The sequence below is a fragment of the Streptomyces sp. 2-1 genome, from assembly GCF_048564895.1.
In the GTDB taxonomy this organism is placed as follows: domain Bacteria; phylum Actinomycetota; class Actinomycetes; order Streptomycetales; family Streptomycetaceae; genus Streptomyces; species Streptomyces phaeochromogenes.
In genome coordinates this window covers 582831-609033 of record NZ_CP183383.1, presented here as the reverse complement: position 1 = coordinate 609033, position 26203 = coordinate 582831, and the positions used below count along the sequence as shown (strand labels likewise).

The following is a 26203-nucleotide window of genomic DNA, read 5'->3' as shown; positions in this document are numbered from 1 at the left end:
AAGAATCTCCGGGCTGCGGGAGGGGTGTCAGGGAGGGGTGGTGGCTGGGGGAGGGGTGACGTCGGGGCCGACGGTCCCGAGCCCGTGCTGCTCGCCCGCCCTGCGGGCGGAGTCGGGGTTGGACGTGCTCAGTGCGCGTATGTCGAACCCGTCCAGGGTGCGCAGCGCGGGCAGATGGGAAGCGGCTGCCCAGCCGCCGGAGACGCTGAGCCCGATGATCCCCACGCCGATAGAGGATCCGGACGCGACTGCGGAAGAGGCCAAGGGCGTGGGTGTCTCCAATGCGTGGGGGAGCGGGGGCATGGATCACTTCCCGCCGCCTCACCGTAGCCAATGTACACATTCTTGCGAACATGGCGGCAGGTGACCCGGTACCCTTGGCCCATGGCCAGCCGCACGTCTTCCCCGCTCGTGCACCCCGACTTGGAGGACTTCGACCTCTTCAAGATCATGAGCGCGCTGGCCGACCCCACCCGGCTGGCCATCGTCGTGACGCTCGCCTCCCGGCCGGGCCTGGCCTGTAAGGGCTTCTATCCGGCCGTCGGGAAGTCGGCCCTCACCCGCCACCTCCGCATCCTGCGCGAGGCCGGCCTCATCCAGCAGCACGACGTCGGCACACTCCGCGTCAACGCCCTGCGCAAGGACGACCTCGACCAACGTTTCCCTCACCTGATGGACTTGGTCATCAACGAGGGCGCCGACGCCGACCATCCGATCCTTGTGGCGGACATCGAGAGTGCGTGACGCCCATTGAGGCGGGGCGCCGAATTCGTGTCGACCGCAGGCCCCGCCTCGCCTTCCATCCGACCAGCAAGGAACACCACGTCGTGGACGTCGAGTTACCCCCGTTCGTGCGAGACACCGCCGCCCAGTTCGGGGCCGGTGTCCCGTACGCCCTGAAGGTCTTGGCCGGTCAGTTGGCCGACGACCCGGACATGGGTCGGCCCTCGAATCTGCCAGGCATCCTCACCGTGACGGTGGACGGCGAGTTGTTTGAGGACTGCCCCGCCCTGGCCGTCGGCTACATCCGGGAGCCCGACCGGATCGAGATTCGGTACGTGAACCCGATCTCCTTCGCCGAGTCCGCGGAGTCCGCCGGGTCGGTCGGGTCCGCCGAGTCCGTTGCGGACGCCCAGGACCGGGAGCAGGAGGAGGGGCCCGCCGACCCAGCCACCGACGCGGTCACCGTCCGGGAGGTCGCTGACGCCTGGCAGCGCATCACCGGCTGGCTCCAGCGCAACGCTCCCGATTCCTACGCCGCGCTCCGTGCCGGTGCCGGCCCCGCCGCCATCGCCGCCCTGGAGGGCGACCTCGGCATCCGGATACCCGTCGAACTGCACGTCCTGTGGCTGCTGACGGCGGGTGACGACGGAGTCAATGGCGGCGGATGCCTTCCGGGCAATTGGGCTCTGATGTCCCTGGACGCCGTGGCCGCCACCTACCGGCTGAAGACGGACTCCCAGGCTCACGAGGACACCTTCAACACGGACCGTCCCGAGGACGAGCGAATCACCGTGTGGAAGACAACCTGGATTCCGGTTGTCGCCTTGGGCCCGGCCGACGGCACCTCGGGGCTGTACCTGGATGCCGCGACCGGCTACCTGGGCCGGTGGTCTCGCTACAACGAGTACCCAGGCGACGAACTGGACACGCTGGTCACCTACTTGGAAGAGGCCGCCGACATGCTCGAAGCCCCGGCTCTGGCTACGCGGGACAGGCCGGGCTTGGTCGGTGGGGCGCTGGTGTGGGGCAGCAGTATCGACCCCGCACAGGAAGACCGGTGGCAGCCCTGGACCGGCTGACCGCACCGGTCACGAACCTGCCGTTCAGTGGGTGACCAGCAGGCCCCGGCTGCGCAGCACCCGCCGCTCCAGCGGGCTGAAGATGAGCAGGTCGATGGCGATTCCGACGATCAGGATGAGGAGGATGGCGAGGAAGACCATGGACATGCTGTTGGCGGTGCGGCCGTTCTCAAGGAGTTGGCCGAGGCCGATGCCCAGGTCGGGTGAGGAGGCGATGATCTCGGCGGCCATCAGGGAGCGCCAGGAGAAGGCCCAGCCCTGCTTGAGGCCGGCGAGGTAGCCGGGCAGGGCGGCCGGGATCACGATGTGCCAGGTGCCGCGCAGCCCGGTGGCGCCCAGGGTGCGGCCGGCCCGCAGGTACAGGGGCGGTACCTGGTCGACGCCGGAGACCAGCCCGTTGGCGATCGAGGGGACCGCGCCGAGCAGGATCACCGCGTACATCATCGAGTTGTTGAGGCCCAGCCAGAGCACGGCGGGCGGCACCCACGCCACGGACGGCAGTGACTGGAGTCCGGACAGGATCGGGCCGATGGCCGCGCGGATGAACTTCACGCGGGCGACCAGCAGGCCCAGGGGAGTGCCGATGGCGAGGGCCATGGCGAAGCCGAGCAGGCCGCGCGAGACGCTGGTCCAGATGTACTCCAGCAATGTGCCTTGCCGCCAGGCGTCGGTCAGCTCGTTCCAGACCGCGGACGCTGCGGGCAGCTTGTAGCTGTCGGTGACCTTCGCCCAGACCAGGACCTGCCAGACCACCAGAACCAGCGCCACGGCGACGACGGGCGGCAACACCTTGCCCGTCAAGGTCTCGCGCAACGGCGTACGGTCGACCCGCACCGAATCCAGCGCGTCGAGGCCGGCCTCCACTCCCGCCAGATCGTGCGGGTCCTGGGGCTCCGCGCCCGCCGGGGAGTCGTCCTTCTTGATGTCGACCCCGGTCTCAGTGCTGGCCATGGCGGCGGATCTCCCCACGCAGTTGTTCGGTGATCTCGACGGACAGTTCCGCGACGGCGGAGTCCTCGATACGGCGTGGCTGCGGGATGTCGACCGTCCACTCGTGGGCGATACGCCCCGGGCGGGAGGACAGCAGCACCACGCGCTCGGCCAGTCGTACGGCTTCGCGGACGTTGTGGGTGACGAACAGGACCGACACGCTGGTCTCGCGCCAGATGCGGGTCAGTTCGTCGTGCAGCACGTCGCGGGTGATGGCATCGAGGGCGGCGAACGGCTCGTCCATCAGGAGGAGTTTGCTGTCCTGGGCGAGCGCGCGGGCCAGCGCGACCCGCTGGCGCATGCCGCCGGACAGCTCGTGCACCCGCTTGCCGTAGGCGCCCGCCAGCCGGACGAGCGCCAGCAGTTCCTCGGCCTTCTCCCGGCGCTCGGCCTTGGCCACGCCGCGTAGTTTCAGGGCGAGTTCGATGTTCTTGCCCGCGGTGAGCCAGGGGAACAGGGCGTGTTCCTGGAACATCAGGGCGGGGCGGCCATCGGTGCTGATGCCGCCTGCGGTGGGCTGGTCGAGGCCGGCGACGAGGTTGAGCAGGGTGGACTTGCCGCAGCCGGAGGCTCCCAGGAGGGTGACGAACTCGCCGGGGGCGACATCGAGGGTGATGTCGTCCAGGACGAGCTGGCGGCCGGCGGGGGTGGTGAAGGACTTCGAGACGTGCTCGATCCGCGCGGCGTACTCCACCGACGTAGTGGCGTCGGCGGCCTTGGCGAGGGCGGTTGCCATGGTCGTCACCTCCTGGGAACTCATGCGGACAAAGGGGCGGGTGTGCGGGGTTACTTGACGCCGAGTCCGGCGTCGTCGACCGTGCTCTTGCCCTCGGCCGTGAGGACCTTGTTCAGCGGGGCGAGGTCGTAGATGCCGTCCAGCTTCGGCTTCTTGAGCAGGCCCGCCTTGACCGCGTGGTCGGCCTCGGTGTTCAGGGTGGAGGCCAGCGGGTCGTCGGTGAACTGGATCGACTTCCACGCCGGGTCCAGCACGTCGGCCGGCAGCGGCTTGCCGGACAGCTCCTGCAGCTTGGCGTTCGCGGCCGCCTTGGCCTTGTCGGGGTTGGCGTTGATCCACGTGTTGGTCTTCACCGAGCCCCGCAGCACCGCCTGCACCACATCCGGGTGAGCGGCAAGGAACTTCTGCGACACGATGATGTTGGTGATCACGAACTTCTTGTCGGGCCACAGGTCGGCCTCGTCCAGGAGGACCTTGCCGCCCTCGGCGACCAGCTTGGACGCGGTCGGCTCGGGCACCCACGCACCGTCGATGGAACCGGACTTGTAGGCATCCGGGGTGATCTTGTTGTCGGTGCGGACCACCGACACATCCCCCTTGCCGCTCTGCGCGTCGACCTTCCAGCCCTGCTCGGCGATCCAGTTGAGGAACGCCACGTCCTGGGTGTTGCCCAGCTGCGGGGTGGCGATCTTCTTGCCCTTGACGTCCTTCAGCGACTTGACCTTGTCCGGGTTGACGACGAGCTTCACACCGCCGGACGCGGAGCCGCCGATGATCCGCAGGCCCTTGCCGTCCGTGGTGCTGTAACCGTTGATCGCAGGCGAAGGACCGATCCAGCCGATGTCGATCGACCCGGAGTTGAGCGCCTCGATCTCCGCGGGGCCCGCGTTGAACTGCGAGTAGGTGGCCTTCGTGCCGCCGAGTTCCTTCTGCAGGAGGCCCTCCTGGTCGCCGACCAGGGCGGTGGCGTGCGTCAGGTTCGGGAAGTAGCCGATCCGCACGGTGTCCGCGGAGAGCTTCTTGCCCTCGGCCGCCACCTTCGACGTGTCGTTGTCCTTCGACTCGGACCCGTAACCGCAGGCAGTGAGAGCGAGCAGGGGAAGCGCGGCTATGGCGGCGATCGTGCGCAGGGTGGTGAGCGGTCGTGCGGCAGACACGGAGGTGTCCTCTCAGGGATGGGTTGTCAGGAGGTTCGGAAACGCGAGGCGCAAAGCCCATTGGCGCGTAGCGCACCAGCACTCCACTACCGGCCCTCGGTGGCGGAATGCCGTCGCGGGCTGAGGAGCGGAACGTGGCGGGTGTCGCCGGAGTGGTCGGTGCGTCGCCGACACAGCCACGCCATGCCCGAAGGCATGCGGTCAGCGGGATGTGCGGGTGACGCGGTCGGCCGAGGAGTGTCGAAGAGCGTCCGGGGCGCCGACTGGGTCGGGGCGGCAGGGAGTGCAGCGGTGTTCTGCGTGAGCCACCGGGTTCCGCGGACGGTGTCAGACGGGTCGACAGATGGCGCTGGACGTACGGCCGAGGTCGATGTGGCGACGCGAGGTCAGAAGGGGCTGCAACCGGTCTGTGCGGTTGTGCGTTCTCATGGCCACCCCGCAGTTCCCTAGTTTTCCCACCTGGTTGATGGGGATCGTGACAGAAGGTGGCCTTCACCCCAAGAGGGTGTTCATATGATGGACAGCCTGATCTCGTCTTGTGAGATCAGGCTGGGATCGGCCCTGCGGTCAGGGGTTTGTCCAGGCGCCGGGGGACTCGGTCAGCGCGGATACTCCGGCGGGCAACTCGGCCGACGCGACGTCGGCGAGGGACACGCCTTCGAGGATCTCGCGCACGTTGGAGCGCAGTGCGATCCACAGGGGAAGCAGTGACTGGGCGGGTCCGGTGTAGGACAGATCGGGCGGGCGGACCCCGCGGACCGAGACCAGCGGTCCGTCCACGACGCGGATGACGTCGGCGATGCTGATGGACTCGGGGGACTTGGCCAGCCGGTAGCCGCCGTTGCCGCCGCGCTGGCTGAGGACGAGTCCACCCCGGCGCATGTCGTTCAGGATGCCTTCGAGGAATTTGTGCGGGATGTCCTGGGCGTCGGCGATGGCCTCCGCCTTCAGCGGCCCGTCATCGCGTGACGCGGCGAGCTGCAGTGCGGCACGTACCGCGTAGTCCGCCCTGGCTGAGATCCGCATGCGTTCATTATCCCGTACGAATTCGGTCGGCGTGCGCCGCGGGCGGGATGCCGGGCACCCGTTCTCACCCGGCGGCCGAACGGTTCAGGTCGCCGTGATCAAGACAGGGTCTTGCGAGGTCAGGCGGGCAGGACGAACGGGGGGTGCGCACCGTTGAGGAAGTAGTCCCCGACATCGCGGAGCCGGTCGGCCACGGGCTCGTACAAGGTGTGGGTCCTGGCATTGCGCCAGAAGCGGTCGAAGCCCAGCCGTGAGGACGTGGAGCGGGCGCCGATGACGTCCAGTGCGCGAGCGGTGCATTCCTGCACGGCCCTGGAGGCGGCGGCTTCGGCCATCGCCACGAGGACCGATATCTCCGCGTACTCGTCGTACGTGAGGTCTTCGCCGCGCGCCAGCCCGCCCTGCAAGGCATCCAGAGCTTGATCGGTGAGCGCGGACGCGGAGCGGTTGAGGACGGTCAGTTCCCCGTAGGTGGCAAGCACCTGCGGGTCCTGCGGAGAGCCGGTCGGCCACGCCGGGTCCCAGGGGGAGTGGCCCGCTCGGCTGTACTCACGGGCTTCGGCGAGCACCCCTTCGGCCATGCCCAGACGGAGCTGGACGGACACGAGTCGCCCGACCGGTGACGCCAGGGAGGCTACGGGCGACAGGGCGTCCTCGTCCGCGGACAGGGAGCCGAGTACGTCGTCGGTGCCGATCGGCACGCCGTCGAACTCCACGCTGCCGCCGGCCGCGAGCCGTTGGCCGAAGGGGTCGGCGTCACCGTCGATCACCACGCCCTGCCGGGAGGGATCGACGACCACGGCGAGCGGTTCGCCGGTGTCGGTCCGCACGGCCCGTACGACGAGCCGGTCGGCGACCAGGACCCCGGTGACGTAACTCTGCCGGCCGTCCAGCAGGTAACCGCCGGCGGTCCTGTTCAGTGCGAGAGGCGGTTCCTGACGGTTGAAACCGCCGCCCCAGCACCACTGCTCCGCCGCGGACTGCCGCCCGACCTGCGCGGCGAGGGCGGGCTCGGTGAAGAACCGGGCGCTCCACGACATGAAGTAGTGACAGCCGAGGAGCTGGCCGATGGCGCCGTCGGCCGCGGCGATCTCCCGGACGACGGCGTAGGCCGTCGGCCAGCTCTCGCCCGCGCCCCCGAGCTCCGCCGGTATCAGCAGCGTCAGCAGTCCCGCCTCACGCAGCCGGGACACCTCGTCGAACGGGACCTTGCCCGCCTGCTCCCGGACCACCGCGTCCGTGGCCAGGTCGTCCGCCGTCTCGCGGGCCACGCGCAGCCAGTGCGCACGGCCTGTCGCGGTCCGGTCGGACTCCGGCGCGGGGCCGGACGGCGCGGGGGCAAAGCCCATGGGACTGGTCTCCTCAAGGCCGGCCGCAGAGAGCGGCGTCGGGACTCACTTGCTGGTCGGGCACGTACTTGTAGCCCACGCGTCGTACGGTGACGATCCGGTGCTGGTGAGCCTTGCCCAGCTTGCGGCGCAGGCGCGCGATGTGGACGTCCACGGTGCGGCCGTCGCCGACATGGTCGTAGCCCCAAACGTTGGCCACCAGCTGCTCGCGCGAGTGGACCTGGTGGGGGCGCAGAACGAGATGGGCCAGCAGCTCGAACTCCAGGTAGGTGAGGTCGAGTTCACGCCCGTCCGCCTCCGCGACATGCCGCGCGGTGTCGACGTGGATGCTGTCGCCGTCCGGCCGCGGCGCGGGAGACGGGTCGTCGTAGGTGACCGGCCGGAGGTCCGGCCGTACCCCGTCCTTGGCGAAGAGCTCGGCCGGGTCGGTGCCCTCCGGGACGAACAGGAGGTAGCCGACGAGCGGCGTCGCGTTGTGTTCCCCGGTGCCGCTCTGTGGGGTGTCGCCCACCAGGCGAAGGTGGCGCACGTCGGAGAATGGCGAATTCAGAGGAGCGGGCTGAGCCGGAAGTGCCGTGGTCATGGCGGTCGTCCTTCAGAAGGATGTCGGGCTGTGGGAGCGGTGGGTGAGTTCACCTGAAGGAAGCGGAGCGGCACGCGCGATGGGATGCGAGTCGCGTGCCCTAGACGCGACAGCAGGCGGCGCTGACGACGTGACCAAAGTCGACATGCCGACGACGAACGAGTCGTTGCTGCGTGGGGCACATGTGCATCATCCTGCGCACCCCGGCAGGGCGCCGTCAATACTTCCCTAGTAAATCGATAGGAAATATAGGGAACGATCGTCGGGATGGCTGGTATGCACTGCCGTGATCGGCCGGCCGGCACTGCAGGAGGCGGTCCGGCATGCGGGCGTTGGTTGACGATGAGCGAGATCTATTGCTCAATTGGCCGCATGAACGCCCAGCCGCGCTTGGTCTCGCGTGACCACATCGACTTCGGTCGGGTGTGGTCCGCGGCGTGTTGCGCCTGACTCGGGCGATGGGCCGTCCGTCGGCCCTTCCCTCCTCGGTGACCCCGTCGAACCCGTCGCGGACCGACTTCTCCCTTCGGGTTGCCGACCCTCGCAGGCGCTGACCCGCACAACGACGTAGTCCTGCGGGCCGTGACGTGCGCTGCCGCCGTCCGGTTCGCCGACTGACGCCCAGTGTCGCCTCGCTCGATCCAAGCGCCGCACCAGTTCCCTGACGAGCCGTTGCCTGATGAGCCGCTCTGTGACGACCTGTCATATCCCTCTGCGCATAGGCCCGTTCCGCCAGCCCGTACGAAAGGTCATTCCCATGCCCGTGGAGTTCCTCGGCATCGCCGCGACCAACAACGGATCCGAAACCACCGCACGGTTCGGCGCCGCCTTCGACAAGGAGTACACGCTCCGGCTGGCCCGCGCGCACGAGGAGCACGGCTGGGACCGGGTGCTGTTCGCCTACGGATCCGGTTCGCCGGACCCCGCGCCGGCCGCCGCCTACATCGCGAGCAGGCTGGACCGCCTTCAGATCCTGCTCGCCCACCGGCCCAACGTCTCGTACCCGACGTTCGCCGCGAAGACCTTCGCCACCCTCGACCAGATCAGCGACGGCCGGCTGACCGTGCATTTCATCACCGGCGGCAATGACCAGGAGCAGGGCCGCGAGGGTGACATCCTCACCAAGGACGAGCGCTACGCCCGCACCCGCGAGTACATCGGGATCGTCAAGAAGATCTGGACCACTCACGAGCCCTTCGACCACGAGGGCGGGCACTACCGTTTCCACGACTTCGTCAGCGACGTCTTCCCGGTCCAACAGCCCCGCCCGAACGTGTCGTTCGGAGGTTCGTCGCCCGCCGCGTACGCCGCAGGGGGTGCCGAGGCCGACATCTACTGCCTCTGGGGCGAGCCCCTCGCGAAGACCGCCGAGCAGATCGAGAACGTGAAGGCCGCCGCGAAGGCCGCGGGCCGGACCGAAGTACCCCGTATCCAGGTGGCGTTCCGGCCGATCATCGCCCCGACCGAGGAACTGGCCTGGGAGAAGGCGCATCGCACGGTCGGCGCGATCAAGGCCCGCAAGGAGAAGGGCGAGACGATCACCAAACGCCACAACGGGCAGGCGCTGCCGCAGAACACCGGCTCGCAGCGGCTGATCGCGATCGCTGAGGCGGGCGAGCGCTACGACCGTGCCCTGTGGACTCCGACAGCTGCCGCCACCGGGGGAGCGGGCAACTCCAACGCCCTGGTCGGCACGCCGGAGACGGTCGCCCAAGCCCTCCTGGACTACTACGACCTCGGTGTCGACATCCTCTCCGCCCGCGGCTACGACCTGTTGGACGACGCGATCGACTTCGGCCGGTACGTGATCCCGATCGTCCGCGAGGAGGTCGCCAAGCGCGACGCCGAGCATGACGCCGTTCGGGCGGCCCGCGCCACGCAGAACCTCGCGGCGGTGAATGGATGACATCAGTCGCGCAACCACCGTTGTCCGCGACCGAGTTGACGGTCATTCAAGTGACCGTGTCCGACCCGCGGGTGAGACCGCTGCTGCGCGAACTCGGCGACGAGTACTCGACGCGCTACGGCAAGGACGCTCACGCCGAACTCGCCCGCTATCCCGACGAGGAGTTCACCCGGCCGCACGGCGGGGTGCTGCTCCTGGTCCTGGAGCGCGGTGAGCCGGTCGCGGGCGGCGCCTTCCGCCGGTACGACGCGACCACGGCGGAACTCAAACGGATCTGGACGCACTCCGCCCACCGCCGACGCGGCCTGGCACGACTCGTCGTCGCCGAACTGGAACACGAGGCGCGCGCACGCGGCTACCGGCGGGTCTACCTGACCACGGGGCCGCGCCAGCCGGAGGCCCGCGGCTTGTATCTGGCCACCGGCTACACCCCGCTGTTCGACACGTCCGCCAACCCGGAAAGCATCGGCCCGCTGCCCTTCGAGAAGCACCTGCCGGCCGAAGCGCGCACTTGAAAGGCCGCAGTCACCTGACCGCAGTCAGCCATGAAGATCCGGGCCGTTGGCATCGAGTGCCGCTCGGATCTGGCTGAGCCACTCCGCGCCGAGTCGGCGCCCGTTCGGGAGTTGGTCGTCCCGGTCCCAGCGCCACGTCGTGATGATGGCCAGTACGAGGATCCGGCACTTGCGCAGCAGGTCCTGGTCGAGACCTGGATAGTGCTCGCTGACTTCTTCGGGCGCATGGGCGAGGTCGAATTCGATGGGCCCGCGGCAACAGGTCTCGAAGTCGATGAACAGCAGCCCGTTCTTCGTGGTGAGCAGGTTGCCGGGGTGCGGCTCGCCGTGCAGCAACTGCTCGGCGACGCCGCCGCGCTCGCCGATCACTCGTCCCAGGCTTCGTAGCGTGTCGCGGAGCAACTCCCGGTCCGCGTCGGCGAGTTCCGGAGTGCGCTCGCGGTTCGCCAGGAATTGTCGAGCCTGCTCGACTCGTTCCATGAAGTGCGGCGTCGGGACATCGAGCTTGCGCATCCCGGCGTGGAGTTGTGCGAGCGCATTGGCGTAGTCGGCTGGTGAGACCTCGTGGGGTGTCACGGGTTCGTAGTAGGTCCACAGCGTGACCACGAAGCCATCGTGCTCATGGACGCGTGGCTCCACTCGCGGCTCCAGGGCGGCCACCGGACACCCGGATTCGCCGAGCCGCTGAGCGACATCGACCTCGAACTGCGCGACCTGTTGCTCTGCAGGTGCCACCCGGGCCAGGACATCACAGGGCAGCAGACGCAGAGTGAGCTTGTTGGAGTCATTGAGAATGATCGCGTCGTCGACGGCAAGGTCGAGCGATGAGGCGATCGACTTGGCCGCGGCCATCGCACGCGAGACCTCTGATGCCTGCATCGTCGCCCGGCCTCTTTCCCTTGAGCGCTGCCTCGACTCTCCAACTGGTGCAACTAGCCTGCGCACCCTACCAAGTTGTTGATCGAGGAACGCCTGCTGCAGCCCGGGCGGCGCCCGGGGAGTCGGGAATTCAGTGAAGGTGGGCCAGAACCTGCGGATTCGCGCAGTGCGCGAGTGGCCGGCCTGCCAGGAACGCGGCTACCTCCGAGGCCACGATGGAGGCGGCATTGAAGGCAGTCTGTTTGCTGGCACCGGCCAGATGCGGCGTCATGACGATGTTGGGGGTCGTCAGCAGGCGTGAGCCGGCGGGGATCGGCTCGCGGGGGAAGACGTCGAAGGCGGCGCCGAAGAGCTTTCCGGCGTCCAGGGCGTCGCACACGGCGTCGTAGTCGACGAGCGATCCGCGGGCACAGTTGACCAGCACGCCGCCGGCCGGCATCAGGTCGATCATCTGCCGGGAGATCAAGCCCTCGGTCTCCGCAGTCGCGCGGGCATGGACGGTGACGAACGTGGAGCGTCGCATGAGGTCCGCCAGGTCGGTGACCTCGGCCGGTGACACGTCGTCCGCTCGGACAAAGGGGTCGGCGACGAGCACCTGTGCGCCGAATCCGCGGAGGATGCGGGCGACCCGGGATCCGATGGCGCCGTATCCCACGATGCCGACGGTGCTGCCCGCCAGCTCCGGCCCGACCCTTTCGAACATGTAGTAGTCACCTCGCCAGGTGCCCGCGGCGAGGTCCGCGTGGGTGGCGGGGACGCGTCGGGCCGCGGCCATCATGAGGGCGACCGTGTGCTCGGCGGTGGCGGTGGCGTTGCGTCCGGGGGCGAAGGTGACCGCGACGCCGTGCCGGGTGGCCGCCTCGAGGTTGGCGTTGACGGGGCCGCCGCGGCTGACGCAGAACAGACGCAGGCCGGGGCTGGCCTCCAGGATCCGTTCGGTGAGCGGAGCCATCTGGGTGACGCAGATGTTCACCCCGCTGAGGGCCTCGATCAGCTGGTCCTCGGTGCCGGAGGCCTCCCGTACCTCGGCCACCTCCCCGAAGGGCTCGACCGGCCAGGGCAGGGTGAGTTCGCGGAAGGTCGCGGTGGGTGCGGCCGGCCGGAGCCTGTCGAGGAGCAGGGAGTTGAGGACGAAGTGGTCACCGGCGGTGAGGATGGTGGTCACTTGAGTTCTCCTGGGGTCACGGGGCGGTTCAGTGTCAGCAGCGACGGCCCGCCGTCACGCAGGACGAGTTCGTTCAGGGCGCAGTTGGCCAGGAACGGGAAGGTCCGGCGGTAGTGGCGCACAGGCAGGCCGAGCAGGCGGCAGAGCGCGAGCCGGATCGCGGTGGAGTGGCCCACGACGAGGACGCGGCCTTCGTGGTGCTCGGCCTGGAGTTCGGTGAGGAACGCCAGATAGCGGTCGCTCGCGTCGAGGGGGTTCTCCCCCTTGGGGAAGTGGTTGGTCACCGGGTCGGTCCTGAAGGCCGCCAGGTGCTCGGGGAACCGCTGGTGCATCTCCGCGCGGGTGAGGCCCTCGGCGATGCCGAAGTCGAGCTCGCGCAGTCGTTCGTCCACGCGCACCGGCAGTCCGGTGCGCACCGCGCTGTCGCGTGCGGTCTCCTGCGATCGCGTCAGCGGGGAGGCGAAGATCGCGGTCAGGTCCGCCTGTTCCGCCCAGTCCGCGAGCGCGCGTGATTGTGCGCGGCCGTGCTCGGTGAGCGCGATGTCGGTGCTGCCGGCGTACCGGTTCTCGGCGTGCCACAGGGTCTCCCCGTGTCGGACGAAGATGACATGGAGGCTCAAGGCGCCGTCCTTTCTCGCGCGTGGGTTGCGACGACGCCGGGGAGCCAGCCGCGTTGGACAAGCAGATCGAGCAGCCGGAGGTAGCCCTCGTCGTGCGGGTCTCTCTCTGAACGGCGTGGTTCGAGGGTCCGGTCGAGTCGCACCATCGAGTCGGCGACGCTCTCCAGAGGCGCACTGCTCGACGCGGCCAGCACCGCCATGCCGAGCGCCGGTTCAGCGTTGCGCGGCAGGGTCACCGGGCGTTGCAGCACATCGGCCCGCAACTGGTTCCACAGCGGGTTGCGGGTGGCCCCGCCGGTGAGGACGACCGCACCGTCGGTCGGCGCGCCGAGGAGGTCCACGTAGTCGAAGCAGAGCCGTTCGACGTATGCGGCGCCCTGCAGCAGTGCGGCGAACGACTCGGCGCGGGTGGCAGGCTCGCGGTTGCCGAACGCGCGGGCGTCCACGGCGACGAAGGGGAATCGTTCGCCCGGGGAGACCAGCGGATAGCGCAGCAGGTCGGTGGGCAGCAGCGCCGCGGCCTCGCGGGTGAGCCGGTCCAGGTCGGCGTCCGCGAACTCCCGTGCGACCAGGCCGGCTCCGACGCTGGAGGCTCCGCCGGGCAGCCAGTGGCCGGAGGGCGACCGGTGGGAGTAGACGACCCCGTGCGGATCACGGATGAGGTCCTTGGTGACGCCCTTGAGCACCAGGGTGGTGCCCATGACCGAGTTCCAACTGCCGACGGCGGTCGCGCCGGAGCCCAGTTGTGCCGCGCAGCCGTCGGTCATCCCGGCGACGACGGCGGTGCCTTCGGTGAGCCCGGTCTCGGCGGCGGCCTCGGCGCAGATCTGGCCGATGACCGTGCCGGGCAGTACCAGATCGGGCAGCATCGCGCGGGGAATCCCCAACGCGGCGAGTACGGGCTCGGGCCAGGTCACCTGTGCGGCGTCGGCACCGGTCTTGAGCGCGTTGCTGGTGTCGGTGGGCACCTCGTGCCCGACGAGCTTGGTGTTGATGACGTCGTTCTGATGCGCCAGGCGCCAGCCGTTCTCAGCGGCCCGGGGATGGTGGTTGAGCAGCCAGCGGAGCTTGGGCAGCGCCCAGGACCGCTGCATCCGCAGGTAGCCGGCCTTGGCCCACTGCTGCTCCCCGGCGGCGTTGACCTGCTCCGCCTCCGCCGCGGCGCGCCCGTCGTCGTACATCAGCGCCGGTGTCACGCACAGGCCACGGCGGTCCACCATGGTGATGGTGCCGGAGGTCGCGTCGACGGCCACCCCTTGGACGCGGCGCAGATCGGCACCCGCGGCGCGCGCCCGGCCGATCGCCGTGACGACGGCGCTCCACCACTGCTCGGGGTCCTGCTCATGGCGATCGCCCTCCCGGCGGCTGGTCAGCGGGCACGAGCCTTCGCCCAGCAGACTGCCGTCGGACGCGGCGACGACCACCCGTACGCCCTGAGTCCCAAGGTCGATGCCCAGCCAGGCATCGCTTCCGCCGGCGGTCATACGCCGCCTCCACCGGCCGGGGCCGGAGGTGTCTGTCCGCGGTCGCGAGTCCACAGCGGCCGGTTCAGCTCCCGCAGCCGCAGGAAGTCGGCGTACTGGTCGCTGAAGTCGTCGAACGCCTTCAGATCGGGCTGGTATGTGGCGGCGACCTCCACGTGCCGGGCGGCCGCGGTCGGGAAGTCCGGCTCACGGCCGGTGGCGACCAGACCGGTCAGCCAGGCGCCGCGGGCCCCGACCTCGGCGGAGGCGGGAATGGTCACAGGCAGGCCCGTCACATCGGCGATCAGTCGCATCCAGAAGTCGCTTCTGGTGCCGCCGCCGCACAGCGCCAGCCGGTCCGGGGAGCCCGGGGCCGCGGTGAGACAGTCGCGGATGGTCATGGTGACTCCTTCCACCAGCGCACGGGCCATGTCTTCGCGTCCGGCTTCCAAGGACAGGCCGGACAGGGAGCCACGCGCCGTGGTGTCGAAGAAGGGAGCCCGCTCTCCGGCGGGGGAGAGGTAGGGGATGAACCGCACCCCGGCCGTATCGCGTCCGCCCCGCGCGGCCAGGGCCATCAGATCGGTGACAGAGGTCAGTCCGAGCAGTGCTGCCCCCCAGTCCAGGACGTCGCCGCCGCTCATGGTGGGGAAGGCGCGAAGGTAGCGACCGGGGACCCCGAGCGTCACGGTGATGCCCACGGGCTCGTCGGTGACCACCGTGTCCGTGATGACCTCGGTCGACAGGGTGGTGCCGAGGATGCAGCACGCCTGGCCGGCGGTCACCGCGCCGGCTCCGATGGCGGTGGCGCAGATGTCGTACGGCGCCAGCACCACCGGGACACCTGCGGGCAGGCCGGTCTCCGCGGCTGCCGACGCACTGATCGTCGTGACCCGGTGGTCGTCGTCCCGAAGCTCGGGCAGGAGCCGCCGAGCCCACTGCAGGCCGTAGAGCTCGAAGAGCCGGTCGGACCAGTCGCGCCGCCTGATGTCCATGAACGGTGCCGACGCGTCCGACTCGTCGACGGCGGGCTCGCCCGTCAGCTTCAGGTGGAGCCAGCCACCGCAGGTCAGCAGATGGCTCGACCGGGCCACCCGGTCGGGGTCGTTCTCGTGCAGCCAGGCCAGTACGGCGTTGGGCATGCCGGTGGACAGCCGCGACCCGCTGATCCGGAAGGCCTCCCGCGCCACCCCGTCGCGCTCCCATTCGGTGATCTGAGCAGTGGCTCGTCCGTCGTTCCACAGCACGGCGGGCCCGGTGGGACGCCCCTGGCCGTCGACCAGCCAGGCGCCGTCGCCCTGTGCGGTGACGGCGACCATGCCGGGTGCGTCGGGGAGCGATTCGACGACTTCCCGGACGGCGTCGGCAACCGCGGCCCAGACTTCGGCCATGTCCTGCTCGGCCCACCCGGGACGGGGTCGCGTCACCTGGGTCGGCCGGCGGCTCACCGCCAGTTCCTTTCCGTCGTCGGCGTATCCGACCACCTTGATGGTGGTGGTGCCCGCGTCGATGGCGATCGCAGTCATCTGCCTCAACCCCGTCCGTGCGCCTGGCGTGAGCGTCGGGCGATGGAGTCCAGGCCGACGGCGATGAGCAGGACCGCACCGGTGATCATGAACCGGTAGGAGGAGTCGAGGTTCAGCAGCGTGAGACCGCTGGAGATCGACTGGATGACCAGGACGCCGAGCAGGGCGGCGATGGCCGAGCCGCGTCCGCCGAACAGGCTGGTCCCGCCGATCACCGCCGCGGCGATGGCGTTGAGGTTGACGTCTCCGGTACCGGTGCTCTGGTTCGCCGCGGCCAGTCGCGAGGCGGCCAGTATGCCGCCGACCGCGGCCAGGCCGGAACACAGGACGAACGCCGAGGTGTATACGCGCCGTACGTTGATGCCGGCCCTGCGGGATGCCTCGGCGTTGCCGCCGACCGCGTAGATGGATCGTCCGAACTTGGTGCGGCTGAGCACGTAGTGCGTCACCAGCACCAGGGCGACGAAGAACACGAACATCCAGGCGACGCCGCGGGTGCGGTTCAGGTAGTAGACGACGAGCAGCAGTGCGGCCAGCAGCAGGAGCGACTGCATGACAAGCCACTGCGGCGACGAGGACGACAGCCCGGCGCGGCGGCGGGTCCGGGCCCGCACCCACCCGGTGGCCAGGAATCCGCCCGCGGCCACCACGGCCAGTGCGTAGGCCATCCAGTGGGGGACGAACCACAGCTGTGCGAACTTCACCAGGGTGGAGTCGTAGGGCAGGTTGATCGCGTTCTGGCCGCGCAGCAGCCACAGTTGTACGCCGAGGAAGGCCAGCAGCCCTCCCAGGGTGACCACGAAGCTGGGTACACCGAAGCGGTTGAGCACCTGGCCGTAGAGCCAGCCGATGAGGCAGCCGCCGGCCACGGCCGCGAGGACCGCCAGCCAGATGGGCTGCTCGTTCTTGACCATGACGACGGCGGTGATCGCGGCCGACACACCGCTCACCGATCCCACGGAGAGGTCGATCTGGCCGGCCAGCAGGACGCACACGATCCCCAGCGCGAGGACTCCCACCGGAACCATGTCGAAGGACAGGTTCACCAGGTTGGTGCTGGACAGGAAGGTCGGATTCAGTATCTGGAAGATCGTCCAGATCACCACGATGCCGCCGACGACAGGCAGCATGCCCAGGTCTCCGCCCCGCACGCGGCGGATCGTGGCCCTGACGCTGTCGGTGATGCCCTGAGGCGTCACAAGACGCTCATCCTGCAGGTCGGTGGCCGGTGCCACCGAGTTCTCGGTGATGGTCACAGCTCTTCCTTCTCTTCCTGCATTTCCTGCGGGGAAGTCGGCCGGCCTGCGGCTCGCCGCGAGACCACGTTGTCGGTCGCGCCGGTGATCGCGGCGACGATCTCCTGGGAGGAGACGTCCTTGGCGTCGTACACACCGTTGTTGCGGCCCAGCCTGAGCACCGCGACACGGTCGGCGACCGCCCGGACGTCCTCCATGTTGTGGCTGATCATCACCACGCCGAGTCCGTTGTGCTTGAGCCGCTCGACCAGGTTGAGGACCTCGGCCGTCTGCGCGACACCGAGGGCGGCCGTCGGCTCGTCGAGCAGGACGATCTTCGGGTTGCTCAGCAGTGACCGGGCGATCGCGACCGTCTGCCGCTGGCCGCCCGAAAGGGCGGCCACCGGGACATTGAGTGTGGGGATCTTTGCCGACAGCTGTCGCAGCAACTCCCAGGAGCGCTTTTCCATGGCGACGTCGTCCAGCATCCAGGGACGGAGTTCCTGACCCAGGAACAGGTTCGCCTTGACGTCGAGGTTCTCGCACAGGGCCAGGTCCTGGAACACCGTGGCTATGCCCATCGCATGGGCGAGGGCCGGTGAGCCAAGAGATACCCTCTCGCCGTGAAAGAAGATCTCTCCAGCGTCGGGGGTGTACACCCCGGACAGGATCTTCACCAGGGTGGACTTGCCGGCGCCGTTGTCCCCGACGATGGCGACCACCTCACCGGCCGCCACATCGAGCTCGATATCGGTCAGCGCGGCGACCGCGCCGAAGTTCTTGCAGATTCCGCTGAGCGACAACACGGTGTCCGTGCCCGCACCGGTGACCGCGGTGCCTGTCATCGTGACCCTCTTTCCTCAGAGACCCCGGACCGCTACTTGATGCCCAGCCGCCCGCAGTCGGCGGCGTACTGAGCGGTGCACACGTCCTTCGCCTTGAGCACTCCATCGGAGCCGAAGATGACCTCCTTGAGGTTCTTCTGTGTCACGACGGTCGGCTTGAACAGCTGCGACGGGGTGTTGAACAGCTTCTTGTCCGCCTTGGGCTCCTCGCCCTGCAGCAACTGCTGGGCGACGTCCGCGGCCGCCTCGGCAACGATCTTGATCGGCTTGGAGATGGTGTTGTACTGATCTCCCGCGATGATGCGCTGGATCGCCGCCAGCTCCGCGTCGTTGCCGGTGATCGGCGGGACCTTCACATCCGCGGCCTTGAACGCCGCGATCGCTCCGCCGCCGGTGCCGTCGTTGGCCGCCACCACGCCGGCGATCCTGCCGCGGTACTGGGCGATCTGCCCGCTCGCCCACTGCTGGGCCTTCTCCGGTGACCAGCCCGGTGTGTCGTACTCGGCGAGCAGTTTGAACCCGCTGTCGTCGACGGCGTTGTGGACGCCCTTCTTGATCAGCCCGGCGGCGGCGTCGGTGGGCGACCCGTTGATCTGGAGCACACCCCCCTTGGCCTTGGTCTCCTTCAGGTGATCGACCAGCGACTGGGCGATGGACTCGCCGATCGCCTCGTTGTCGAACGACACATAGAAGTCCGCGGGCTTGTCCGGGACGGGCCGGTCGTAGGCGACCACCTTGACGCCCTGGGACTGCGCCGTCTGCACGATCGTGGCCGCCCCGGCGGAGTCCACCGGGTCGATCACGATCACCTTGGCTCCCTGGGCCATCGCGGAATTCGCCTGCTGCTGCTGAAGCGAGGCGTCACCGTTGGCGTTCTGGTAGATCACGCCGCAGTCCGGGCACAGCTTGGCCATGCGCTTCTTGAACAGCGGAGCGTCGTACTGCTCGTAGCGGGTGGAGGCCAGGTCGGGCATGAGGAACGCGACCTTGCCCGACTTTCCGTCCGCCTTGGCGGACCCGGAGTTCCCGGCACTCGGTTCCTCGGCACACGCGGTGAGAGCACCCAGGGCGAGGATGCCGGCGAGAGCACCACTGGCCAGTCTTCTCATGTTCGACTCCTTGATCCAGGACCGTGCGGCTGCCGGGTCGGCGGCTATGACGTAACGCACAAGAAACTCTTGGCGCTTTCGGGTGTCAACGGATCCTGAGAACTGAACACCGATGTCTGATCCTTTGATCAGCGATCCTGTTCGTTCTCCTGGCATGGGTGAACATCGGTGTGCCATGCTGCTTCGGAGAGCGCGTCACAAACCGGGCTGAAACACGCTCGTTGCAGGCGGGGAGAGCGCAACGGACAAGGTGAAAGCCCGACACAGCCCGAAGATGTTCTGTTAACAGAAAGGGAACAAGGGGACCTCATGGCGGAAGGCAAAGATCCGGCCACCGACGAGGGCGGGCGAGGGCCGCGGGAGAGGCGGGAGCGGATCAAGACCCGTGTCGTCGACGAAGGCTTCGTCCGCATCGAGCGGCTCGCCGAAGAGCTGGGCGTGACACCGATGACCATCCGTCGCGATCTCGACTACCTACAGGGCAAGGGGTGGCTGAGAAAAGTCCGCGGCGGGGCCACCGCACAACCGTCGACGGCGTTCCACGGCGACATCCGGCACCGCACCCAGTCCATGGCGGAGGCGAAGAGCGCACTCGCCCGTGCGGCACTTCCCCTCGTCAAGCCCGGGCAGTCCCTCATCGTCGACGACAGCACCACCGCCCTCGCGCTCGCGGGACTGCTCTCGCAGCGCGCACCGCTGACGGTCATCACCAACTTCGTACCCGTGATCCAGGTTCTCGCCGGCAGTCCGGGGATCGAGCTCATCTCACTCGGCGGCGCGTACTACCCGGCCTACGACGCATTCCTCGGCATCCGGACCATCGACGCGGTCAACAGCCTGCGTGCCGACACGCTGTTCGCCTCGACGACGGCCATCACCCGCGGCCACTGCTACCACCAGTCCCAGGAGACCGTGGGAGTGAAACGAGCCCTGATGGAAGCCTGCGACCGCAAGATCCTGCTGGTCGACCACACCAAGTTCCAACGCCGCGGTCTCTACCAGCTCGCACCCGTCACCGCGTTCGACCTCGTCATCGTCGACGCCGGCATTTCACCGTCGCAGCTCGACACGCTGCAGGCCGGCGGTGCCGAAGTCCTCGTCGCCGACGCGGAGTGACAGCCGGTTCGAGTGAGGCGGGGGAGCGGCCCGGAGCCGCCACCGGCGTCGTGTGCGGCGCGCGACAGCGTATCCAGGCCCTCGGCCAGCTCCCACTGCGGTCCGAACTGGCCCCAACCGGCGGCGAGTTGCCGCAGTTCTCCGGGAGTTCCGCGACGGACCGTGAGACACACGCGGGGCGGCGGGTCGATCGACGCCGGGAGGGCCGCACGGGGGCGGATCCGGCTGCGGTACGTGGAACGCCGGGCCGCCGGGACCGGCTTTCGAAGTGGCCCGGGCCCAGGTCATGTTGGAGTTCCCGGTAGTCGTGCTCGATGCGCGGGTCGATCTTTGCCAGGCGAACGAATTCGGCGAGTGGGATGTCTGCCGGGTCCGCCGGGTCAGCCTGGTGGGGCGCCTTCACCGTGCCGTCGGGCCCGCCGCCCCCGTGGGGAATTCCTCGATCCCGATGACCCGCAGCAGCTCCAGCCGCTCGCGGGTCTCGGCGTCCGCCGGGGTGAGCACCAGCAGTTGCTGGCCCTGGTCGGGGGTGACCAGGGTCTCGCAGTCCATCAGCAGGCGGCCGACCCGCGGATGCAGCAGGGTCTTGCGGTCGGAGCGCCGGACCGCCACCTCGTGCTCTGCCCACAGCCGGCGGAAGTCTGCGCTCGCGGCCTGCAACCGGTCGACGAGTCCGGCGACCGTGGAGTCGCCGGACCGGCGGCCTGCTGCCGCACGCAGGTCGGCCACGAGCTGGCGGCCGTGGCGTTCTTGTTCTTCGGTCGGAGTGACGGCGCGGACCGCGGGGTCGGTGAACCAGCGGTATGCGACGAAGCGGCGGTCGCCGGTCAGGCCGGTGTGGTCGCCCATGAGCAGCAGGGCGGCCCGGTTCTGGGCGAGGGCCTCACCCAGGTCGGACAGCACCAGGGCCGGGGTGTCGCCGAGCAGGTCGAGCATGCGGATCAGCCCGGCGCGGGCCAGGCGAGCCACTCCGTCGGCGGGTGGGGGCCGATGGCCGGCCAGGTGGAACAGGTGGTCGCGCTCGTCGTCGGAGAGGCGCAGCGCCCGGGCCAGCGCGCCGAGCAACTGGACCGACGGCTGACTGCTGCGGCCCTGCTCAAGGCGTACGACGTAGTCCACCGACATGCCGGCGAGCGCGGCCACCTCTTCCCGGCGCAGGCCGGTGGTTCGGCGGCGCGGACCGTCGGCGATACCGACCTCGGCCGGGCGCATCGCCTCGCGGCGGCGGCGCAGGAAGTCGGCGAGCTGCTCACGTTCCATGGCCCCATCCTCCCTCGCGGCGGGCGAGCCGAGCCAGGGAGCGGCTCTCCCAGGATGAACGCTCCGCTCCCGTACGTCGCGGCGCGGCCGCAAGGTGGACGGCAGACCGACGACGAAGGAGAACACGATGCAGACACGAACCCTGGGCACCACCGGCCCTGCCGTTTCCGCACTGGGCCTCGGCGCGATGGGCATGTCGGGCGCCTACGGCGCGGCCGACCGCGCGGAGAGTATCGCCACCGTGCACGCCGCGCTGGAGACCGGCGTCACGCTGATCGACACCGGTGACTTCTACGCCATGGGCCACAACGAACTCCTGCTCGCGGAGGCGCTGCGCGGCCGGGACCGGGACAGCTACCGGTTGAGCGTCAAGTTCGGCCAACTGCGCGGGCCGGGTGGCGAGTTCGGCGGGCAGGACGGCCGGCCCGAGGCGGTGAAGAACTTCCTCGCCTACTCGCTGACCCGGCTGGGCACCGACCACATCGACATCTACCGTCCCGCCCGGCTCGACCCGGCGGTACCGATCGAGGAGACGGTGGGCGCGATCAAGGAGATGATCGACGCCGGGTACGTCCGGTACCTCGGCCTCTCGGAGGTCGACGCGGCGACGATCCGCCGGGCGCATGCCGTCCACCCGGTCGCCGATCTTCAGATCGAGTACTCCCTGCTGTCCCGCGCGGTGGAGGCGGACATCCTGCCTGCGCTCCGGGAGCTCGGCATCGGCCTGACCGCGTACGGCGTCCTCAGCCGTGGCCTCATCTCCGGGCACTGGTCCGCCGGCCGCACGGTCGGCCCCGGTGACGGTCGTGGTTTCAGCCCGCGCTTCGCGAGCGGAAACGTGGAACACAACCTCGCCCTCGTGGAGGCACTGCGCCGAGTCGCCGACGCTAAGGGGTGCACAGTCGCCCAACTGGCCATCGCCTGGGTGGCCGCACAGGGCGAGGACATCGTGCCGCTGGTCGGCGCTCGCACCCGCGAGCGGCTGGCCGAGGCGGTGCCCGCACTGGAGCTGACCCTCACCGCGGACGACCTCGCCGAGATCGAGAAGGCGGTGCCGCCGGGTGCGGCGCGCGGAGATCGATACCCGTCCGCGTTCATGGCCGGCCTCGGCGTCGGCAACTGAGTTCGCGCCTGCGGCAACACTCCGACGAGGTCTGTCACGGAGTCCTACGAGGGCTTGTCCGGCAAATGGCAAATGATGAACGTCATGCTGGTCGAGCAGTAGGTAATGGCCTTGCTGTGACGCTGCAGCCCGGCGATGCTGGGCCGATGCCAGGGCAGCGGAAGAGGAAGCATCAGCGGCGGGACGAGGCAGAGCGGGCGGCTGCTCGCTTCGCGCCTGACCTGGGCCGCTGGGAAGTGCTCTTCGAGACCCAGGACGGGGCGGAATGGCGCGATCACATGCGCCGGCTCCGAGCGTCGGACACACAGATCGACTGGTCGGCGGTGCGGATCGACACGCTCTGCGGACGCACGGTGCACCCGACCACTTTCCGACTGAGCCTCTTCGTGCCGAACTGACCGGCGTGTCCTCACCGGGCATCGGGCAGGTGGCCAGACGGCCAGACGGCCAGATGGCCAGACGGCCTACTGGGCCTCAGCCGCCGCGGCCGCCGCAGGTGAAGAGTGAGACGAGCCGGGCCCATCGTCCACGTGCTGTGCCAGACGGTCGCGCAGGCGGGTCAGGCGGTCGATCTCGGCGTCGAGCGCTGCCAGTCTGCGGTCGGCGACCCTGGAGCCGGGGACGCCGGGGTCGGGGGGCCCGCAGCGCCGTTGGGGATTCTTGACCAGCACGTCGATCCGGTCGGCGACACCGCTCAGATCCTCGACGGTGAGCCCGAGCGCCAGCAGCTCACGGACGACGCGGGCTCTGGCCACATCGTCCGGCCCGTACTCACGCTGTCCGGAGGCCGTCCGCGGCGGCGGTGGCAGCACGCCGCGTTCCTCGTAGAACCGCAGCGCCCGGGGCGTGGTCCCCGCCGCTGCCGCCGCATCCCCGATCCGCATCCCGCCCCCGCCTCGGACTTCCTCACGCATACGCCGTGCTTCTGCCCGTGCCCCCGTAGCGTCACCGTGGCGGCAACTCCACGACGACGGTCCCGAAGTGCCGCCCCTCGAACAGTTCCTGCAACGCTCGCGGCGCCCGATCCATGCCCGGAACCCGTACGTGCGGGAAGGTGATCTCCCCGGAGCGCAGCCACTGCCCGAAGCGCTTGGTCCATTCCTCGTTCACCTCGGGGTGATCCATACCGCTGTAGCCGCGGAGCGAGACGCTCTGGTTGACGAGCCGGAACGTGTCGATCTCCGCGGGCGCACTGCCACCGTCCCGGTGCGGCGACAACTGCCCGGCCAGAGCACCGACCAGTGCGAAGCGGGCACCGCGGCGAGCGGCGCGTACCGCCGCGGTGAGTTGCTCACCGCCGACGGTGTCCAGCAGCACGTCGATGCCCTCCGGCGCAGCCGCGGCCAACTGCGTGTCCAGCGACTGGGATCCCGGCACCAGCACGGCGTCGTAGCCCAGTTCGACCCCCAGCCGCTCGGCCTTGTCCGGCGAACGGGTGCTGCCGATGACCCTCGTGGCCCCCAGCAGACGCGCCAGAGCGCCCGCCAGCGACCCCACGCCGCCGGCCGCCCCCGTGACGAACACCGTGTCTCCGGCGCGGACTTCGGCGAGCCGGGTCAGTGCTCCGTAGGCGGCCGCCCCGGATGACAGGTGGGCCACCGGGTCGGGCAGGGCATCGCCCAGCGGAGCGCAGTCGTCCTCCGCCACCAGCGCGTGCTCGCGCCATCCGAGCAGGTGGCTGACCGTGTCTCCCGGCCGAAACGAACTGTCTGCGGAGGCCGCGACGACCTCGCCGACGGCGGGACCGAAGAGTGTGTCACCGACGTGGATACGCGGCAGTGGTACGCCGTCGGCCTGGCCGCCGATCAGGGTGCGCAGCCCCGGGAACACGAGGAAGTACCGGTTCCGGACGAGGACTTGACCCGGACCGGGGGCGGAGAGCGGCTTCTCCACGACCGTGAAGTGCTCGGGCCCGGGCAGCCCCTGCGGGTTGTCGGTCAGCAGGATCTCGCGCGTCGTTGAAGGCAGGACAGTGGCCATGTCGGGGCTCCTGAGTAGGTGAGTAGGCGAGTGCCTAGGTGGGCGCGGGCGGCAGCCGGACCTGCCCGGGCCCGGCCGTCGGCGCGCAGACGCTAACCCTTGACGCGCGCGTCAAGGGCAAGACAGCCGCAGCCGTCCGGCCCGCCACTCGATGGCGATTCCCGCCTTCCGGAGTACCCCGCGTCTCCGCCGTCCCGCTGGTGTGTTCGAGCAGGCAGGAGCACTGGTGGCGCCGAGCCAAGCCAACTCCCCGACACGAAGGCGCCATTGACACCCTGGCGAGCCACGTGTTTGCATCCCGCCATGCCGTCGCCGGAGCCTCTGACCCGCCGCCGCACCGTGGACCTCGTCCGGGTGGCCGCGGCGCTGTGTCGGACGACCGGCTGACCACGCGCTTCCTCGCGCCTCCCGTCAACAGCCTTGCCGTGCAGGCCTGTTGCGTTCGGAATCCCGGCCGTTGGGTGCCTGCCCCGGCCCGCGCCCTGACCTCCTCTCGTGCTGTTCACCTCCTATGACGAGGACTCGCCATGCCTTCTGCCGCCCCCGCCGGCCACGACGAATCCGCCTACGACCGCCGCAGATTGCGCCAGTGGCTCGCCGGCGAAGCCAGGGCGGACGGCGTCACCCGCCGTCGACTGCTCACCCTGCTCGCCGCCACCGCCGCAGGGACGGCGCTGAGGGCCGCGCCTTCCGCCCACGCCGCCGACCGGCCGATCGTCAAGACACTGCCGCCCGAGTGGTTCATCGAACGCGGCACCAACGCCGAGACCCGCTGGGAGGCGCTGCGCGGGACCGGCCTCCACACCCCCAACGAGCGGTTCTTCGTACGCAACCACACCGCCACCCCCGTCCTCCAGGCCGACGAATGGCGGCTGCGGCTGTGGGGGAGCGGACTGCGCGGAGCCCCCGGCGAGGACCGGGCGGTGGAGTTCGGGTACGACGATCTGAGAGCTCTGCCCGCGGTCACCCGTACCGCGTTCGTCGAGTGCGCCGGAAACGGGCGCTCCTACTACACGACCCAGCAGGGTGAGACGGTCACCGGGACCGCGTGGACTCTGGGCGCGATCGGTGTGGCGCGCTGGCGCGGGGTGCGCCTCGCCGACGTGCTGCGCAGGGCCGGGCTGTCCCCGTACGCCGTGGATGTGCAGCCGCGCGGCCTCGACGCCGAGTACATCAGCGGAGGCGAGAACCTGGGCAGGGTGCGCCGTCCGCTGCCGCTGGCCAAGGCGCTGGACGACGTACTCCTCGCGTACGAGATGAACGGTGAGCGGCTTCCCCACGATCACGGACATCCGGTACGGGTGCTGGTGCCCTCCTGGATCGGGATCGCGTCGATCAAGTGGGTCGGTGACATCGAGGTGTCCGCGCAGCCGCTCTTCTCGCCGTGGAACACCACCTTCTACCGGCTGTTCGGCCCCGCCCACCCGGAGGGCGGCAGTGCGCCCATCACGCGCCAGGTCACGAAGAGCGCGTTCGAGCTGGCGAGCGGTGCCACGTTCACGGCGGGACAGAGGCACGTACTGCACGGGCGGTCGTGGTCGGGCGCGGGCGGCGTCGCGCGGGTCGATGTCAGCACCGACGCCGGGGCGAGCTGGCGGCCGGCCCGCCTCCACGACCGGCCCGGCGCCGGTACCTGGTCCCGCTGGTCCCTCAGCTGGAGGCCCGACGCGCCGGGAGCCACCCACCTGCTGGCCCGCGCCACCGACACAGCCGGCCGTACTCAGCCGGACACCGCCGTGCCGAACACACAGGGGTACCTCTTCGACGCGGTGGTGCGGCACCCCGTCAGCGTGGTGTGACGACGCCCCGCACCACGCT

Annotated in this window: 27 protein-coding genes; 8 read left to right on the top strand and 19 right to left on the bottom strand. The window is 69.6% G+C overall.

The window, feature by feature from the left end; genetic code table 11:
- Nucleotides 1-27 precede the first annotated feature (27 nt).
- Nucleotides 28-225 (bottom strand): hypothetical protein, encoded by a 198-nt coding sequence (locus ACN20J_RS02970; protein ID WP_419665120.1) that lies wholly within the window; start codon nt 223-225, stop codon nt 28-30.
- Between the two features lie 159 nt (nt 226-384).
- Between ACN20J_RS02970 and ACN20J_RS02965 the strand changes: the two genes are divergently transcribed.
- Entirely contained in the window at nt 385-744 is a 360-nt protein-coding gene (locus ACN20J_RS02965) for an ArsR/SmtB family transcription factor (protein WP_419665119.1), read from the top strand.
- Entirely contained in the window at nt 741-1802 is a 1062-nt protein-coding gene (locus tag ACN20J_RS02960; protein ID WP_419665118.1) for a hypothetical protein, read from the top strand. The genes ACN20J_RS02965 and ACN20J_RS02960 overlap by 4 nt, the downstream gene beginning before the upstream one ends.
- Nucleotides 1803-1826: 24 nt before the next feature.
- Here ACN20J_RS02960 and ACN20J_RS02955 read toward each other — a convergent pair whose 3' ends face one another.
- The 7 genes from ACN20J_RS02955 to ACN20J_RS02925 form a co-directional block, all read right to left on the bottom strand.
- Nucleotides 1827-2753, bottom strand: a complete 927-nt coding sequence (locus tag ACN20J_RS02955; protein ID WP_419665117.1) for an ABC transporter permease — start codon at nt 2751-2753, stop codon at nt 1827-1829.
- A complete protein-coding gene (locus ACN20J_RS02950; protein ID WP_419665116.1) occupies nt 2740-3528 on the bottom strand; it encodes an ABC transporter ATP-binding protein in 789 nt (262 codons plus the stop codon). Before ACN20J_RS02950 ends, ACN20J_RS02955 begins: the two co-directional genes overlap by 14 nt.
- A gap of 50 nt (nt 3529-3578) precedes the next feature.
- On the bottom strand, nt 3579-4685 hold the full coding sequence (locus ACN20J_RS02945) for an aliphatic sulfonate ABC transporter substrate-binding protein (protein WP_361996584.1): 1107 nt from the start codon (nt 4683-4685) through the stop codon (nt 3579-3581).
- Between the two features lie 327 nt (nt 4686-5012).
- Nucleotides 5013-5114, bottom strand: a complete 102-nt coding sequence (locus ACN20J_RS02940) for a putative leader peptide (RefSeq protein ID WP_361905330.1) — start codon at nt 5112-5114, stop codon at nt 5013-5015.
- A 138-nt stretch (nt 5115-5252) separates the two neighbouring features.
- A complete protein-coding gene (locus ACN20J_RS02935) occupies nt 5253-5711 on the bottom strand; it encodes an RrF2 family transcriptional regulator (protein ID WP_419665115.1) in 459 nt (152 codons plus the stop codon).
- A 119-nt stretch (nt 5712-5830) separates the two neighbouring features.
- Nucleotides 5831-7060, bottom strand: a complete 1230-nt coding sequence (locus tag ACN20J_RS02930; protein WP_419665114.1) for an acyl-CoA dehydrogenase family protein — start codon at nt 7058-7060, stop codon at nt 5831-5833.
- Nucleotides 7061-7073: 13 nt separating this feature from the next.
- Nucleotides 7074-7643: a winged helix-turn-helix domain-containing protein gene (locus ACN20J_RS02925; RefSeq protein WP_361917621.1), complete on the bottom strand. Its 570-nt coding sequence runs from the start codon at nt 7641-7643 to the stop codon at nt 7074-7076.
- A gap of 757 nt (nt 7644-8400) precedes the next feature.
- Here ACN20J_RS02925 and ACN20J_RS02920 point away from each other — a divergent pair.
- Nucleotides 8401-9549, top strand: coding sequence for an LLM class flavin-dependent oxidoreductase (locus ACN20J_RS02920; RefSeq protein ID WP_419665113.1), 1149 nt, complete (start codon nt 8401-8403; stop codon nt 9547-9549).
- A complete protein-coding gene (locus ACN20J_RS02915; protein WP_361996576.1) occupies nt 9546-10064 on the top strand; it encodes a GNAT family N-acetyltransferase in 519 nt (172 codons plus the stop codon). The genes ACN20J_RS02920 and ACN20J_RS02915 overlap by 4 nt, the downstream gene beginning before the upstream one ends.
- Nucleotides 10065-10088: 24 nt before the next feature.
- On the opposite strand, the gene ACN20J_RS02910 is transcribed toward ACN20J_RS02915, so the two are convergent.
- From ACN20J_RS02910 to ACN20J_RS02875, 8 genes are all read right to left on the bottom strand, one after another.
- Complete coding sequence (locus tag ACN20J_RS02910) at nt 10089-10943, bottom strand: phosphotransferase enzyme family protein (RefSeq protein ID WP_419665112.1); 855 nt, start codon at nt 10941-10943, stop codon at nt 10089-10091.
- 130 nt (nt 10944-11073) lie between these two features.
- Complete coding sequence (locus ACN20J_RS02905) at nt 11074-12108, bottom strand: 2-hydroxyacid dehydrogenase (protein WP_419665111.1); 1035 nt, start codon at nt 12106-12108, stop codon at nt 11074-11076.
- Nucleotides 12105-12728: a histidine phosphatase family protein gene (locus ACN20J_RS02900; protein WP_419665110.1), complete on the bottom strand. Its 624-nt coding sequence runs from the start codon at nt 12726-12728 to the stop codon at nt 12105-12107. Before ACN20J_RS02900 ends, ACN20J_RS02905 begins: the two co-directional genes overlap by 4 nt.
- Nucleotides 12725-14212 carry an FGGY-family carbohydrate kinase gene (locus tag ACN20J_RS02895; RefSeq protein ID WP_419665109.1) on the bottom strand — a complete coding sequence of 496 codons (1488 nt, stop codon included), beginning with the start codon at nt 14210-14212 and terminating at the stop codon, nt 12725-12727. Before ACN20J_RS02895 ends, ACN20J_RS02900 begins: the two co-directional genes overlap by 4 nt.
- Complete coding sequence (locus ACN20J_RS02890; RefSeq protein WP_419665108.1) at nt 14209-15717, bottom strand: FGGY family carbohydrate kinase; 1509 nt, start codon at nt 15715-15717, stop codon at nt 14209-14211. Before ACN20J_RS02890 ends, ACN20J_RS02895 begins: the two co-directional genes overlap by 4 nt.
- A 5-nt stretch (nt 15718-15722) precedes the next feature.
- On the bottom strand, nt 15723-16847 hold the full coding sequence (locus tag ACN20J_RS02885) for a sugar ABC transporter permease (RefSeq protein ID WP_361917962.1): 1125 nt from the start codon (nt 16845-16847) through the stop codon (nt 15723-15725).
- 122 nt (nt 16848-16969) lie between these two features.
- The gene (locus ACN20J_RS02880; protein ID WP_189844271.1) at nt 16970-17797 is read right to left on the bottom strand and encodes an ATP-binding cassette domain-containing protein; all 828 of its coding nucleotides are present in this window, start codon (nt 17795-17797) and stop codon (nt 16970-16972) included.
- Between the two features lie 32 nt (nt 17798-17829).
- Nucleotides 17830-18906, bottom strand: coding sequence for a sugar ABC transporter substrate-binding protein (locus ACN20J_RS02875; RefSeq protein ID WP_361996562.1), 1077 nt, complete (start codon nt 18904-18906; stop codon nt 17830-17832).
- 309 nt (nt 18907-19215) lie between these two features.
- Here ACN20J_RS02875 and ACN20J_RS02870 point away from each other — a divergent pair, with 309 nt between their 5' ends.
- Nucleotides 19216-20022 (top strand): DeoR/GlpR family DNA-binding transcription regulator, encoded by an 807-nt coding sequence (locus ACN20J_RS02870; RefSeq protein ID WP_419665107.1) that lies wholly within the window; start codon nt 19216-19218, stop codon nt 20020-20022.
- Between the two features lie 399 nt (nt 20023-20421).
- Here ACN20J_RS02870 and ACN20J_RS02865 read toward each other — a convergent pair whose 3' ends face one another.
- Nucleotides 20422-21282, bottom strand: coding sequence for a helix-turn-helix transcriptional regulator (locus ACN20J_RS02865; RefSeq protein ID WP_189844274.1), 861 nt, complete (start codon nt 21280-21282; stop codon nt 20422-20424).
- 127 nt (nt 21283-21409) lie between these two features.
- Here ACN20J_RS02865 and ACN20J_RS02860 point away from each other — a divergent pair, with 127 nt between their 5' ends.
- Both ACN20J_RS02860 and ACN20J_RS02855 read left to right on the top strand, forming a co-directional pair.
- Entirely contained in the window at nt 21410-22405 is a 996-nt protein-coding gene (locus ACN20J_RS02860; RefSeq protein WP_362302894.1) for an aldo/keto reductase, read from the top strand.
- 146 nt (nt 22406-22551) lie between these two features.
- The gene (locus ACN20J_RS02855; protein WP_419665106.1) at nt 22552-22803 is read left to right on the top strand and encodes a hypothetical protein; all 252 of its coding nucleotides are present in this window, start codon (nt 22552-22554) and stop codon (nt 22801-22803) included.
- A gap of 66 nt (nt 22804-22869) precedes the next feature.
- Here the strand turns inward: ACN20J_RS02855 and ACN20J_RS02850 are convergent, their stop codons facing one another.
- Both ACN20J_RS02850 and ACN20J_RS02845 read right to left on the bottom strand, forming a co-directional pair.
- The gene (locus tag ACN20J_RS02850) at nt 22870-23289 is read right to left on the bottom strand and encodes a MerR family transcriptional regulator (protein ID WP_189844388.1); all 420 of its coding nucleotides are present in this window, start codon (nt 23287-23289) and stop codon (nt 22870-22872) included.
- A gap of 61 nt (nt 23290-23350) precedes the next feature.
- Nucleotides 23351-24385 carry an MDR family NADP-dependent oxidoreductase gene (locus ACN20J_RS02845; protein WP_189844277.1) on the bottom strand — a complete coding sequence of 345 codons (1035 nt, stop codon included), beginning with the start codon at nt 24383-24385 and terminating at the stop codon, nt 23351-23353.
- 527 nt (nt 24386-24912) lie between these two features.
- On the opposite strand from ACN20J_RS02845, the gene ACN20J_RS02840 reads away from it, so the two are divergent.
- Entirely contained in the window at nt 24913-26184 is a 1272-nt protein-coding gene (locus tag ACN20J_RS02840) for a sulfite oxidase (RefSeq protein ID WP_189844278.1), read from the top strand.
- Nucleotides 26185-26203 lie beyond the last annotated feature (19 nt).

Excerpts from the sequence above, each read along its gene's own strand:
- ACN20J_RS02965 (WP_419665119.1), top strand. The coding sequence starts at position 385 with ATGGCCAGCCGCACGTCTTCCCCGCTCGTGCACCCCGACTTGGAGGAC.
- ACN20J_RS02955 (WP_419665117.1), bottom strand. The coding sequence starts at position 2,753 with ATGGCCAGCACTGAGACCGGGGTCGACATCAAGAAGGACGACTCCCCG.
- ACN20J_RS02950 (WP_419665116.1), bottom strand. The coding sequence starts at position 3,528 with ATGGCAACCGCCCTCGCCAAGGCCGCCGACGCCACTACGTCGGTGGAG.
- ACN20J_RS02940 (WP_361905330.1), bottom strand. The coding sequence starts at position 5,114 with ATGAGAACGCACAACCGCACAGACCGGTTGCAGCCCCTTCTGACCTCG.
- ACN20J_RS02935 (WP_419665115.1), bottom strand. The coding sequence starts at position 5,711 with ATGCGGATCTCAGCCAGGGCGGACTACGCGGTACGTGCCGCACTGCAG.
- ACN20J_RS02930 (WP_419665114.1), bottom strand. The coding sequence starts at position 7,060 with ATGGGCTTTGCCCCCGCGCCGTCCGGCCCCGCGCCGGAGTCCGACCGG.
- ACN20J_RS02925 (WP_361917621.1), bottom strand. The coding sequence starts at position 7,643 with ATGACCACGGCACTTCCGGCTCAGCCCGCTCCTCTGAATTCGCCATTC.
- ACN20J_RS02920 (WP_419665113.1), top strand. The coding sequence starts at position 8,401 with ATGCCCGTGGAGTTCCTCGGCATCGCCGCGACCAACAACGGATCCGAA.
- ACN20J_RS02915 (WP_361996576.1), top strand. The coding sequence starts at position 9,546 with ATGACATCAGTCGCGCAACCACCGTTGTCCGCGACCGAGTTGACGGTC.
- ACN20J_RS02910 (WP_419665112.1), bottom strand. The coding sequence starts at position 10,943 with ATGCAGGCATCAGAGGTCTCGCGTGCGATGGCCGCGGCCAAGTCGATC.
- ACN20J_RS02895 (WP_419665109.1), bottom strand. The coding sequence starts at position 14,212 with ATGACCGCCGGCGGAAGCGATGCCTGGCTGGGCATCGACCTTGGGACT.
- ACN20J_RS02890 (WP_419665108.1), bottom strand. The coding sequence starts at position 15,717 with ATGACTGCGATCGCCATCGACGCGGGCACCACCACCATCAAGGTGGTC.
- ACN20J_RS02885 (WP_361917962.1), bottom strand. The coding sequence starts at position 16,847 with ATGCTGCCTGTCGTCGGCGGCATCGTGGTGATCTGGACGATCTTCCAG.
- ACN20J_RS02880 (WP_189844271.1), bottom strand. The coding sequence starts at position 17,797 with ATGACAGGCACCGCGGTCACCGGTGCGGGCACGGACACCGTGTTGTCG.
- ACN20J_RS02875 (WP_361996562.1), bottom strand. The coding sequence starts at position 18,906 with ATGAGAAGACTGGCCAGTGGTGCTCTCGCCGGCATCCTCGCCCTGGGT.
- ACN20J_RS02870 (WP_419665107.1), top strand. The coding sequence starts at position 19,216 with ATGGCGGAAGGCAAAGATCCGGCCACCGACGAGGGCGGGCGAGGGCCG.
- ACN20J_RS02865 (WP_189844274.1), bottom strand. The coding sequence starts at position 21,282 with ATGGAACGTGAGCAGCTCGCCGACTTCCTGCGCCGCCGCCGCGAGGCG.
- ACN20J_RS02860 (WP_362302894.1), top strand. The coding sequence starts at position 21,410 with ATGCAGACACGAACCCTGGGCACCACCGGCCCTGCCGTTTCCGCACTG.
- ACN20J_RS02855 (WP_419665106.1), top strand. The coding sequence starts at position 22,552 with ATGCCAGGGCAGCGGAAGAGGAAGCATCAGCGGCGGGACGAGGCAGAG.
- ACN20J_RS02850 (WP_189844388.1), bottom strand. The coding sequence starts at position 23,289 with ATGCGGATCGGGGATGCGGCGGCAGCGGCGGGGACCACGCCCCGGGCG.
- ACN20J_RS02845 (WP_189844277.1), bottom strand. The coding sequence starts at position 24,385 with ATGGCCACTGTCCTGCCTTCAACGACGCGCGAGATCCTGCTGACCGAC.
- ACN20J_RS02840 (WP_189844278.1), top strand. The coding sequence starts at position 24,913 with ATGCCTTCTGCCGCCCCCGCCGGCCACGACGAATCCGCCTACGACCGC.